At 74.3% G+C, this 12,420-nt stretch carries 8 protein-coding genes; 2 read left to right on the top strand and 6 right to left on the bottom strand.

Annotation, left to right across the window (positions count from 1 at the left end; translation table 11 throughout):
• Positions 1–19: 19 nt before the first annotated feature.
• The 5 genes from fabG to IF17_RS0118510 form a co-directional block, all read right to left on the bottom strand.
• Positions 20–781 carry a 3-oxoacyl-ACP reductase FabG gene (gene fabG, locus IF17_RS0118530; protein WP_015607234.1) on the bottom strand — a complete coding sequence of 254 codons (762 nt, stop codon included), beginning with the start codon at positions 779–781 and terminating at the stop codon, positions 20–22.
• Between the two features lie 226 nt (positions 782–1,007).
• The gene (locus IF17_RS0118525) at positions 1,008–1,391 is read right to left on the bottom strand and encodes a DUF3037 domain-containing protein (protein WP_030567319.1); all 384 of its coding nucleotides are present in this window, start codon (positions 1,389–1,391) and stop codon (positions 1,008–1,010) included.
• Positions 1,388–2,266: a HipA family kinase gene (locus IF17_RS0118520; RefSeq protein WP_030567318.1), complete on the bottom strand. Its 879-nt coding sequence runs from the start codon at positions 2,264–2,266 to the stop codon at positions 1,388–1,390. The genes IF17_RS0118525 and IF17_RS0118520 overlap by 4 nt, the downstream gene beginning before the upstream one ends.
• Before the next feature lie 92 nt (positions 2,267–2,358).
• Positions 2,359–6,210 (bottom strand): CHAT domain-containing protein, encoded by a 3,852-nt coding sequence (locus IF17_RS0118515; RefSeq protein ID WP_030567317.1) that lies wholly within the window; start codon positions 6,208–6,210, stop codon positions 2,359–2,361.
• Between the two features lie 10 nt (positions 6,211–6,220).
• Positions 6,221–6,574 carry a CATRA system-associated protein gene (locus tag IF17_RS0118510; protein WP_157851162.1) on the bottom strand — a complete coding sequence of 118 codons (354 nt, stop codon included), beginning with the start codon at positions 6,572–6,574 and terminating at the stop codon, positions 6,221–6,223.
• A gap of 118 nt (positions 6,575–6,692) precedes the next feature.
• Here IF17_RS0118510 and IF17_RS1000000138590 point away from each other — a divergent pair, with 118 nt between their 5' ends.
• Both IF17_RS1000000138590 and IF17_RS0118500 read left to right on the top strand, forming a co-directional pair.
• Entirely contained in the window at positions 6,693–8,804 is a 2,112-nt protein-coding gene (locus IF17_RS1000000138590; protein ID WP_157851161.1) for a CATRA conflict system CASPASE/TPR repeat-associated protein, read from the top strand.
• Positions 8,805–9,069: 265 nt separating this feature from the next.
• On the top strand, positions 9,070–11,472 hold the full coding sequence (locus IF17_RS0118500) for an ATP-binding protein (RefSeq protein ID WP_051884061.1): 2,403 nt from the start codon (positions 9,070–9,072) through the stop codon (positions 11,470–11,472).
• Here IF17_RS0118500 and IF17_RS1000000137175 read toward each other — a convergent pair.
• Positions 11,433–12,386 carry a helix-turn-helix domain-containing protein gene (locus IF17_RS1000000137175; protein ID WP_051884060.1) on the bottom strand — a complete coding sequence of 318 codons (954 nt, stop codon included), beginning with the start codon at positions 12,384–12,386 and terminating at the stop codon, positions 11,433–11,435. The genes IF17_RS0118500 and IF17_RS1000000137175 overlap by 40 nt on opposite strands.
• Positions 12,387–12,420: the final 34 nt, after the last annotated feature.

The following is a 12,420-nucleotide window of genomic DNA, read 5'->3' as shown; positions in this document are numbered from 1 at the left end:
TCGTTCGCTGCCCTTCGGGTCAGTTGAGGGGGCCGCCGGCCACGTAGATGACCTGGCCGGAGACGAAGCCGGCGTCGTCACCGGCGAAGAAGGCGATGGCGTTGGCGACGTCCTCGGGACGGCCGACGCGCTGGACCGGGATCTGGGTGGCGGCGGCCGCCTGGAACTCCTCGAAGCCCATGCCGACGCGGGCGGCGGTCTGCGCGGTCATCTCGGTGACGATGAAGCCGGGGGCGACGGCGTTGGCGGTGACGCCGAACTTGCCGAGCTCCTTGGCGAGGGTCTTGGTGAGGCCCTGGAGGCCCGCCTTGACGGCGGAGTAGTTGGCCTGGCCGCGGTTGCCGAGGGCCGAGGAGGAGGACAGCGAGACGATCCGGCCGAACTTGGCCTCCACCATGTGCGCCTGGACGGCCTTCGCCATCAGGAACGCGCCCTTGAGGTGGACGTTCATCACGATGTCCCAGTCGGACTCGCTCATCTTGAACAGCAGGTTGTCGCGGAGCACGCCCGCGTTGTTCACGAGGATCGTCGGGGCACCCAGCTCGGCGGCGACCCGCGCGACGGCCGCCTCGACCTGGGCGCTGTCCGACACGTCGCAGCCGACGGCGAGCGCGGTGCCGCCGGCGGCGGTGATCTTCTCGACGGTGTCCTTGCAGGCCGCCTCGTCGAGGTCGAGTACGGCGACGGCGCGGCCCTCGGCCGCCAGGCGTACGGCGGTGGCGGCGCCGATGCCCCGCGCCGCTCCCGTCACGATGGCGACGCGCTGCTCGGTGGTGGACATGCTTGGTTCTCCTCGCCCTTGGATAGCGGCTCAGCGGACGTCGTGGCCGTTCCCTGACAGAGAGACCCGATGGCTGAGCAACCGCTTAGTACCTTCAGCAGACGAGACGCTAGAAGCCCTGGCACCCGGTGTCAACGGCGCACGGCCCGGGAGGCCGCACGTCACACCGGGCGGCGGCCCCCTCGTACCGGATCCAGCGCACCGAGCGGCGGCGCGCGCAGGACACTCAGCGCACCAGCAGGTCGAGCAGCCGCTCCACCTCACCGGCCGGGTCGGTGGTGAGCCCGGTGTGCACGGCCCCGGGCTGGACGACCGTGGAGCGCGGCGCGATCAGCCAGCGGAAGCGCCGCCCGGCGTCGTCACCGGCCGCCTGTCCGGCCCCCTCCCCGCCGCCGCAGACCCCTTCGACCGCGCGGAGGGCGGCCCGTACGCCCACCACGTCGGCGTCCGGGTCCAGCGCCCTCAGCTTCGCCTCGTCCAGGTGCGTACGGGCGGCGACGAACGAGTGGGCCCGGCAGTAGACGAGGACCCCGGCGTTGAAGCACTCCCCGCGCTCGACCCGGGGGACGACCCGCAGGAGCGCGTACTCGAAGACATCGCGGCGCGTCATCGGCCACCCTCCAGGCCGGTACGGGCGGCTGCCGCGGCTCCGTCGCCGGCGGACGGCCGGTGCCGTGGTGGCAGGCGTTCGGTGAGCCAGCCGGGGGCCTGGGAGGGCCGGTTCGCGGTCGGTGCGTCCAGGGTGATCCGCTCGTGGATGGTGGCGGCCCGCGCCAGCAGCGGCGCCACATAGGCCCGCCGCAGCTCGTCGGTGGAGGAGAACCCGGGCTCGTCCACCAGCCAGGCGTCCGGCACCTCGGCGGCCACCTCGGTGAGCAGCTCCTCGGTGACCAGCGGGGCGAGCTCGGCGGCCGCGGCGGCGATGTCCGGGGCGAAGGGGGCCAGCACATGGTCGGAGGCGTTGTACGGCTTCGCGGCCGAGGCCTCGGCGCCCGGCCAGTTGTGGTGCCAGATCATGGTGGCGCCGTGGTCGATGAGCCAGGGATCGCCGTGCCAGACCAGCATGTTGGGGTTGCGCCAGGAGCGGTCGACGTTGTTGATCAGCGCGTCGAACCAGACGACCCGCCCCGCCTCGGCCGCATCCACCTCGTAGGCGAGCGGGTCGAAGCCGAGCGAGCCCGGCAGATAGTCCATGCCGAGGTTCAGTCCGCCGCTCGCCTTGAGCAGCTCCTGCACCTCCTGGTCGGGTTCGGCGAGCCCGATGACCGGGTCCAGCTCGATGGTCACCAGCTCCGGCACCCGCAGCCCGAGCCGCCGCCCCAGCTCCCCGCAGATGACCTCCGCGACGAGCGTCTTGCGGCCCTGGCCGGCGCCGGTGAACTTCATGACGTACGTACCGAGATCGTCGGCCTCGACGATGCCGGGGAGCGAGCCGCCCTCACGCAGGGGCGTGACGTAGCGGGTCGCGGTCACCTCTGTCAGCATTTCCCAGGCCACCCGTCTCTTCAGCCGTCGGTCCACGATCGTTTTCCGGCCTCCGGCATGAAGTGAGCATAGTAATCGAAGGTGATCACACCTCAGATGCCGACGTGGTGATGGGCCGCCCACGCCGCCGGTGCGTCGCTGTAGCGGACGCGGACCAGACGGGCCGTGCGGGCCAGGGCTAGGGCGGGGTCGTCCCGGGCGGAGTCCAGGGCGTCGTAGAAGACGCCCGCCGTCGTCTCGGCCACCGCGTCGGGTACCCGCCACAGGGTGCCGATCACACCGGAGAACCCGACCAGCAGGAACGCGGCGGTGAGGTGGATGGCCTCGTCGGCGAGATCGCGGGGCGAGTACGTCGTCTCGCATGCCGAGAGGTACGCGAGACGGCCCCGGCCGCCCCGGCGCGCGGCTATCTCCGCGAACGTCAGATCCAGATCGGGCAGCAGGAAACGGCTGGTGCCCGGATCGTCCTGGTCCGCGACCGCGTGCAGCGCCAGGTGCAGATGGGTACAGGTGCCCAGCGCCTCGATGAGAACCGCCCGCTCGCACTCGGCGAGGTCCAGCGGCTCGACACCGAGGCGGTCCGCCGCCGCCCGGGCCTCGCGGCGCGCGGCGGGCAGCTCCGGCAGTCCCGGCCGACGCACGTCGGCGTGCATCACGGCCGCCACCGTACGGCCCGGCGGCGCGACGCGAGCGCGGGCATGGCGCAGCGCGGTGACCGTCGGCGTGTACGAGGACACCGTGCGGTCCACCAGGGACGGCGGCGGGAGCGCGGGGTGCGCCGCCGGCTCAGCGGTGCTCCCCGGCCAAGGCCCTGCCGCCGTCGCGGCGTGCAGGGGCAGCCGGCACAGCGCGCCGGTCGGCACCCACCAGACCCGGGTGTCCGGGTCCGTCACCCGCAGTTCGGCGAGGATCGGTCCCGCCACCTCACGCCACAGCAGGTCGAGCGTCGCGGTGATCCGTTCGTCGGCCGCGTCGACCTCGTCCTGGGCGGCTCGGGGGTCCAGCGCGGTGACCACGTCCGTGTGGAAGACGTCCGCCGCCCGCTCCAGCTCGTCCGCGTCCAGGCCCTCCAGCGGCACCTGCCGGAGCCCGTCGGCGCCGAGCAGCAACGCGTCGCAGCGGTACCCGCTGACATTGACCACGACGACCGGACCGTGCGCGGCCTCGGCGAGCAACGACGGGACCGAGGGCGGCCGCAGGAACCCGTCCTGGCCGGGCAGCGCCCTGATCCTGCGTACGACGATGTCGAGTTCGGCCTCCAGATCCCGGCGGCGCTCCCGGTCCCGGCCCCCCGCCTCCGCCTGCGGTGGCGGGGTGGGCAGCGGGAGCGGGGGGTGGTCCAGCCGGTCGAGAGCGTCGCGCAGCTCCTCGAAGCGCCGGGCGAGGTCCTCGTCGGCGTCGTAGAGGTCCGCGAGATCGGTGCGGATGCCGGACCGGCGGTTGAGGAGCACCCCGCGGCCCAGCTCCAGCAGGCTCAGTGCCCGCTCGCGGTCCCCGCAGGCCAGGCACATCGCGGCCGCGTCACCGGCAAGCCCGGCGGCTTCGGCGAGCCGCCGCTGGGCGTCGGGCCGCTCCAGCCGGCGGGGCGTGGCAGCCGGCAGCAGCTCCACACCGAGGGCGAACGCGTCCGCCGCGGCCCGCGCATCGCCGCTCAGCGCCGCGAGCCGGCCCCAGTCACGGGCCGCGTGCAGCCGGACGTCCGCCGGGCCGGTCGCGGTGCGAGCGGCGGCCCGCAGAGCGTCGAGAGCTTCTGCCGGATCGTCCTCGCCGCCGGCGGACGCGTGCCGGAGGTTCAGCACGTAGGCGAGGTTGGAGAGCGAACGGCTCAGGTCGGGATCGTCCGCCGGGGTGTCCGCGACCACCCGGCGGGCCAGCGTCACCGACTCGTCGAGATCCCCCTCGCCGGACCGGGCGGCCAGGGCGAGGACCAGACTGCCGCGGACGGCGGTCGCCGACCGCCCCTCGCCGAGCGAGAGGAGGGCACCGCGCGCCGTGTCGACGGCCTCAGCGGCCGCCGCCGCCCGGTGCGCGGACTCCGCCCGCAGCGTGGCCGCCAGGTTGGCGAGCTGGAGCGGGAGGTGGGGGTCGGTCGGCGCGGTGGCCTCCACGGCTGTGCGCAGGCCGTCACCGGTGACACGGTGGTGCGCGTGCAGCGCCAGACCGTGCGCTCCCGCGAGCGTCGCCAGCCGGCGGGGCGCCGGCCCGGTCGCCATGGCGTCCTCCAGAAGCGTGAGCGCCTCGGACAGGTCGCCCCGGACACCGAGCACCTCGTGGCGCTCGGTGAGGGCCGTGGCCAGATTGCTGAGCAGACCCGGACGCTCGGGGTGGTCGGGCGGGGCCAGGCGCAGCGCCTCGCGCTGGAGGTCGATGTCCTCGTCCAGGTCGGCGAGGTCTCCGCCGCGACGGTAGCGCTCGTACAGCGCCCCGCCCAGGTTGCTCATCCGCAGCACCCGCTGGAAGGCGGGTCCGCCGCCGCGCACGGCGGCCCGGCCGACGGCGATCGCCTCGTCGAGCTCATCGGCGAGGCTGTGGAGTGCGGTACGGGCGGCGAGGGCGGAGCCCAGGTTGTTGAAGTGGATCCCGGCGTCGGGGTGGTCGTCGCCGAGCAGGGCAAGGGCCTCGCCGTACCGGTCGATCGCCGCGTCCAGATCGCCGGGCGCGCCGGTCTGCTCGTGCCGCAGGCGCAGCAGGACACCGAGGTTGCCGATGCGCCCGGCCCGGTCGCCGGGCGGGCCGGCCTCGGTCAGGGCGGCGGATTCCCCGTGGGCGATCGCCTCGCCCAGCGGCTCGGGGTCGCCGGTCAGCAGATGGGCGCTGCGCAGGACATCGGCGAGGGTGTCGAGCGCGACGGCCCGGAGCTGCTCGTCGTCCCCCGCCAGGACCAGCGCCGTCCGAGCCGCCCCCTCGGCCTCCTGGGCCGCTCCGACGTCCTCGTGCTGGTCGGCCCATGCGCCGAGCACCGCGGCGGCGATCTGCCACACGTCGGGGCGGACGGACGGCGCGGCGGGGGCGGAGGGGGGTGCCTCCGCTCTCGGCGCCCCGGCGGACATGGCCGCGCGCACGACCTCCACCGCCTGTGCCAGGGCCTCCGGAGCCCCCGCGTAGTGGCACTCCGTCAGCGCGCCCGCCAGCAAGCAGGCGCGCCGGGAGTATTCCTCGTCGTCCTCGGCCGTACGGTCCAACGCCTCGCGCGCCGCGGTCGCCGCCTCGGCCGCGATGGTCAGGCCGTCGGTGCGGGCCGAGCGGTAGCGCAGCACCTGGGCGAGTTCCGCGTACTCGTCGGCGGCGTCGAGCCCGTGCTCCTCGCACCGGGCGACGGCGTCGCGGGCCGCCGTCTCGGCGCGTGCGAGAGTCTCGGCCTCCCCGTCGTACTCGTACCGGAGCCGGTGGGCGTAGGCGAGGTTGAGCGGCGAACCTCCGCCCGCGGCGAGCGACTCCTCGACCACGACGGCGGCCTCCTCGAACAGGTCGGGATCGGCGAGGTCCGTCCCGGCCCGAAGCAGCAGTGCGGCCACCGACGACAGCACCATGATGCGGGTCAGTGGGTCGGCCGGGGCCCGGTCCGCCGCCCGGCGTGCGGTGGCGACGGCCTCCCGGAGCGCTCGGGCGTCCCCCGTCATCTCCTGCAACGCGGCTTGGGCGTCGGCGAGTTGGGCAAGGACAACCGCTTCGTCCGGTCCCGCGTCGACCAGGGCCCGGCGCAGCGCCTCCACCGACCGCACCCCCGCGGCGGCCCCCGCGCCACGCCGGGCCGACTCGGCGTGCAAGGCGGCGATGCCCTCCAGCAGTGACACCCGGTCCGCGCGGCCGGCCCACCTGAGGGCGGACTCAAGACGGCCGACGGCCCGGTCCGGGCGACGCGGGAAGCGGCCGCCCCCGGTCGCCGAGCGGGCACGCCGCAGCGCCAGGGCCAGGCCCGGCCGGAGACGGTGGGGAAACTTCACGTCGGCCGCCTCAGCGCCGGTCGTCGCCGCCGGCCTCCCCCGCCCCGTCCTCTTCCGGAACGGGGATGATGTGCACCAGAGCGGCCACCCGCTCGGCCAGGGGCTCCGGCGGCGGGACGTCGGCCGGGTCGGCGATGCGTTCCACCCGGTTCGGGCTGAGGACTTCGAGCTTGGCGACGGCGATCCGGAGAGCGACCGCGTCCCCGGCCGCGTACGCCGCCGCGAGTGCCTCGACCGCGGCGGCGGGACGCGACCAGGCGGCCTGCGGAAGCCGCCAGGTCGAGACGTCGACGAGCAACTGGCGGGCCCGGGCGGGCAACGCCGCGTCCCTGCCCATCCCGAGTGGATCCGCCTTAGACTCCATGGCCTCAACTGTAGCGAGACGCCGGTAGCGGCGAGGCGAGACGGGGGTGTACCCGCACGTGCCCGACGAAGCGAAGGCAGAGGCCAGGGTGACGGAACTCGGTTCGACGGAACGCCGGGTGACGGAGCAGGAAGTCGCGGTCCACGTCTTCGTACCGCTGGACAGCACCCGCACGGAGGAGGGGGTGGATTCCCTGGCGGCGATGTGGGACCGCTTCCGGGAACTGCAGCGAGCCGACAGGCAGTTGTACTCGGCGCTGCCGGTCCGCATGCCGTACGTTCTGCCCGGCCGGCCCTCGTACGGCTCGATCCCCGTGGCGGGAGCGCAGTCCGCCGACCGGCTCGACCAGGCGATCCTGCGCCGACACCGGGACATCCTGAATCTGTCGCTCCTGCTCGGCGCCGGTCCGGGCCGGGAGTGGCCGGGGCTGCGGGACCGGATGGAGGTCATCACGGGCCCGCTCGGTGAGTGCCACCTGGGTTCCGTGACCATGGAGTTGGGCAAAGCTCCGGCGGAAACACCCGGCGTCGCGGATGTCATGGAGCCGGAGCGGGGCGAAGGGGCGGGCCCGCGGCGGGTGTTGCGGCTGCTGGGCCGGGCCCGTGCGGACGGAGCGCTCAGCGGCTGGGCGTGGTCCGACGGCAGTCACCCCGAGATTCCGCATTTCGTCCGCTACCTGATGCACATGACGGCCATGCGTCACCAGTGGAGGACCTATCGCCGCCTGGCGGAGTCCAGGAACGCGGGAGACGAGGGGCCGCTGGCCGTGGTGCGGCTCGACGGTCACACGGACCGGGAACTGCCCTCCACGGCCGAGATCCACTTCATCCGGGAATCGGTGGAGGCCACCTGGGAGAACGCCCGCCGCGCCCTGGAGGCGTCGGGCCTCGACGGTGGGACCGTGGTGGAGGAGGACCGGCGCTTCGCCTCGTCGTTGCTCGGCTGGCTCGACGACCTGCTCGCCCAGCTGAGACGGAGCGGAGTCGGCGAGCCGCTCTGGAGCCCTCGGCGGGGGCCGGGCCGGCCGGTGCGGGTGCTGATGGTCGCGGACGAGTGGTTTCCGGCACATGGCGGCGTGAGCACGTTCAACAGCAGGATGAGTGCGGCCCTCGCTCGCCAGGGGGCCGACGTCCGCGTCATGGTCCACACCTCCACCGAGCGGGAGCGGGCCGACGCGGCCGAGCACGGGGTGCGGCTGCTCGACGTCGCGCAGCCAGGACTCACCAGGGAGGTCGCGCGGTCCGTGCCGCCGGCCTTCACCGACGGATTCCTACCGGATCTCGTCGTCGGGCACGGCAGGGTCACGGGGCCGGCGGCCAAGGTGCTGGTCGAGCGCTACTTCAAGAACGCCGGGCGACTGCACTTCCTGCACGTCGAGCCGGACCAGGCGGAGGCCAACAAACCCGACGCCGAAGGGGACTTGGCCGCCCGCGCCGAGGAACGCACGGAGCTGGAACTACAGCTCTGCCTGGGCGCGCTGCACCCGATGCCGGTCGGCCCCCGGCTGGAGCAGGCCCTGGCGCCCCACCTGCGCACGCCCGAGTACGAACACCTCGCACCCGTCCGCGTCGACCCGGGCTTCGACGGCGGGACGCTCGTGATTCCGCCCCGGCCGGGTGAGATCCCCCAGGTCCTGTTCCTGGGCCGACTGAAGGACGCCCCTCTCAAGGGACTGGACATCGCCGCCCGGGCGCTGGGCAGAGCGGTCGCGAAGAGGGAGGGTCCCGGTTCCCTGCACCTGTTCGTACGGGGGATCCCCGAGGGCGAGTCCGAGGAACTGGCGGCCCTGGTCGCAAAGTGGGTCGACAACCCCGCTGTGGACGTCATCCCCCGCAGCTACTCGGCTGATCCCCGGCGGATCAGGAACGACCTCGCGCGGGCCACTCTCGTCCTGATGCCCTCCCGGGCGGAGGCGTTCGGCCTGGCCGGTGCGGAGGCGATCGCCTCCGGGGTACCCGTACTGGTCAGCGGTCGCAGTGGGCTGGGCATGCTGCTGCGGGCCCAGCAGACGCCGGCGGCGGACCGGGCCGTGGTGGACGTGAAGGCCGTCCGGGGTCACCGCAAGTCCGACATGCGGACCTGGGCGCAAGCCATCCACGCCGTGCTGCGCAACCCGGAAGCCGCCTTCCGTGACGCCGCCGACCTCCGTGACGTGATGGCCACCCGCTACACCTGGGCCGGGGCCGCCGCCACCGTGCTCGGCTGCGCCCACCCGAGGAACACCGCCTGACCCGGGCCCGCGGCCTCCCGAGACCCGCAACCGGCTCCCCGCGTCCTGCCGGTGGACGCGGAGAGCCGGATTCGGGCGGGGCACGGCGATCAGTGGGTCTGCACGGCTGTCGTCCTCCTGCGGCAGGCCGAGGGTCCGATATCCCCTCGGGGTGGAGTCCGCAGGGAAACACCCGGACGGATCCGGCCGCCCCCGGTCCTGGGGCAGACTGGAAACCTCTGGAATCCGTGCGGCACGGACCTGTCGACATCTCCTCGGAGGAACGGTGGCGAACGAAGTCCCCTGGCCGTCCGGCCAGGACGGAGAGGTGCTGGGACGGCAGCTGGCGGTCGAGTTCGCGCGCGCTGTCGTCCAGGCCGAGAAGCAGCTGGGCAGAACGCTGGACCGCCGGGAACTCGCCAGACGCGTCAGCATCTCCACCAGCAGCCTGTACGCCTATCTCAACGGCACCACCCTGCCCGGCGCCGGAGTCTTCGACACGCTCCTCGCCGCGCTGGGCGTCCCGGGTCCGCAGGCGGGCCGGCTCGCCACGCTGCGGGACGAGGCGGACGCGGCCCGGCGGCTGCGTCCCCCCGCCGCCCGTGCCGGTGTCCGCCGGCCGCCCGCCGCTTCGGTCTCTCCAGCCGTTCCGCGCCAGCTTCCGCTGAGCCACCCGGGATTCGTCGGCCGGGAGGCGGAACGCGCCCGGCTGAACGCGTTGCAGAACCCGTCCGGCGACGCCACCGGCAGAGCGGCCGTCGCCGTGATCGAGGGCACCGCGGGTGTCGGCAAGACCACGCTCGCCCTGCACTGGGCCCACGAGGTGCGGGACTGCTTCCCGGACGGCCAGCTCTACGTCAATCTGCGGGGCTTCGGCCACGAGGCGGTGATGGACCCCGGCGAGGCGCTGCACACGTTCCTCCAGGCCCTCGGCGTCAGCCCGACCGCCGTCCCGGCCGACACCGCCGTGGCCTCCGGACTCCTGCGCACCCTGCTGGCCGACCGCCGGGTGCTGCTGGTCCTGGACAACGCGCGCTCCGCGGATCAGGTACGGCCGCTGCTGCCGACCTGTCCCGGTTCCGCCGCCGTCGTGACCAGCCGCAACCGCCTCGACGGCCTGGTCGTCCGGGAAGGAGCTCTGCGCCTGGCACTCGACGTGCTGCCCCGCTACGCCGCCCGTGTCCTTCTGGAGCGGCAGATGGGCGCGGAGCGCGTCGCCCTGGAGCCGCGCGAGGCCGACGAACTCGTCGATCTGTGCGCCCGGCTGCCCCTCGCGCTGAGCGTGGCCGCCGCCCGTACGGCCACGGCCCCCGGCGGCTCGATCAGCACCCTGGTCCGCGAACTGCGCCGTGCGCGGGCGCCGTTGGACCTGTTCGGGGCGCAGGATGCGGATGTCGACCTGCGGAGCGTCTTCCACAGTTCGTACGCGCTGCTGCCGGCGCCCGCCGCACACCTCTTCCGCCTCCTCGGCTGCCACCCCGGCCCCGAGTTCGACGCCCTGACCTGCGCGGGACTCATCGGCGCCCCCGATCCGCCGCTCCCCCTCCTCGACACACTCGCCTCCGCCCACCTCGTCCACCAGCACACTCCAGGCCGCTACACCCTGCACGACCTCCTCCGGCTGTACGCCGCGGAACTCCTGGACGACGGTCCGCCGCAGGAGCGCGTGGACGGCACCGAACGGCTGCTGAGGCACTTCCTGGACACCGCTCGCCTGGCCGACCACCACCTCGAACCCTGGCGCCCGACACCCGGCGATCCACCGAAGCCCACCGCCGTACAGCCGCCGATCGGCGACAACGCCACGGCGGCCGGCTGGTTCGAGACGGAGCTGCCGTCTCTCCAGGCCGCCATCGCCCGGGCCGCCGACACCCCGGGCCTCGGTGGATACGCCTGGCGGCTGGCCGACGCCTGTGCCGTCCATCTGCGCCGCTCGGGCCGCCGGGCCCAGCGGGCCGCCCTGCATGCCCTGGCCCGCGACGCCGCGGCCCGGAGCGGGGACCGGGTCGCCCACGCCACTGCCACCCGCCGGCTCGCCGACGCCCTCTCCCGTCTGAACCGGACCGAGGAGGCGCTCGGCCTGCTGTACGAGGCCCTCCGGGCCTGCCGCGCCCTGGGCGAGGTGGAGGGCGTACGAGAGGTCCGGCTCTCCCTGGTCCGGGCGTACGACTCCGGCGGCGACCCCCGCAGAGCGCTGCCGCACGCCCGGCTCGCCCTCGCCACGGCGGAGCGCACCGGAGATCCGCAGGCGCTGGCCGACGGACTCACCGCCGTGGCCCAGCAGTGGGAGCGGCTGGGAGAGCACGCCGGCGCCCTGGACCACGCGCGCCGGGCCCTCGAGCTCTACACGGCGCTCGGTCACCTCGACGGCCAGGCGGGCATCCTGATCTGTATGGGCCACGCCGAACGGGGGCTCGGCCGGCCCGCCGCCGCGGTCGGCCACTACGAGGTCTCCCTGGACCTCGACCGGGCCCTGGGCGACCGCTACCGCGAGGCCCACGCCCTGGGCCACCTCGGGGACGCCCACCTGGCGCTCGGCGGGGAGGAGGAAGCCCGCGCCCGGTGGGAGGAGGCCCTCGCGATCTTCGAGGACCTGCACCATCCCGATGCCGGACCGGTGCGCGCCAAGCTGCGCACACCGGCCGTGGACTACCCTCCGGCGCCCGCCTCCAGCCAGCACAGCCCGTAACCGTAGCCCACCTTCATCGCCGCGAACTCGACGTCCACCAGGCCCCGTTCGTCCGGCCGCAGGGCGGGTGTGCCGGGGTCGTGCTGGTAGATCACGGCGGTGGGCACCCCGGCCAGGCGCCACACCGTACGCGGCAGCCTCGCCCGGTCGAAGCCGACCCGCAGCCGGAAGTGCTCGCTGCGGGTCAGCGGCACATGCACGAAGTGCGGCGCCATCGGCTGGGCCGGCGGTATGCGCAGCCTCACTTCGTACACATGGCGGGTGCCGGCCCTGAGCGGTTCGGGCAGCACCAGGAACCGCTCGAAGTAGCTCTCGTACTGCGGCACGCCGTCCGCCAGCCGCCCTCCCCGGACCAGCGAGATGTCCAGTCCGTGCCCGCCCGTCGTGTCGCCGGTACGCCGGGGCACGCTCACCCCGACCGGGATCCGGTCCAGGCCGTCGCAGGTCGCCACCACGACCCGGCGTTCCCACGCTTCGGGGGTCGGGGTGTCCAGCCTGAGCCGGGTGGACACGGACTCGGTGTACCAGCCGTGCGGGTCGGTTCGCGCGCAGTCCGCCGGGCACTGCTCGGTGTGCACCCCGGCCGTGCGGCCCGCCGGGCCGTCCCAGGGGGGTGGGACGACCCCGTCAGGACCGTCCGGGGAGTCGGGGTCCAGGGCCCGGCGCACCTGCGCCCAGTATTCGCCCCACCGCCGCACGTCGCCGCCGCAGGCGCCGACGATCGCCAGGGTGACCGGACGGCTGGGCTGGGTCTCGCCCCGCATGGCGTCGCTGACGGTCGTCCTGCCGTATCCGGTGCGACGGGCCAGTTGTTCCAGTGTGAATCCGGCCGATCCGCGCAGGTCCCGGAGCCAGTAGGCGAAGAGGCGGGTCGGCGACCCGTCCAGGACTATCTCCTTCTGTGGACGCCCCATCGTGCACAACTTCCCTTCTCCGCGCAGGCGGTGC

It is taken from the genome of Streptomyces cyaneofuscatus (genome assembly GCF_000718135.1).
Lineage (GTDB): Bacteria > Actinomycetota > Actinomycetes > Streptomycetales > Streptomycetaceae > Streptomyces > Streptomyces cyaneofuscatus.
This window is presented reverse-complemented; position numbering and strand designations above follow the sequence as displayed.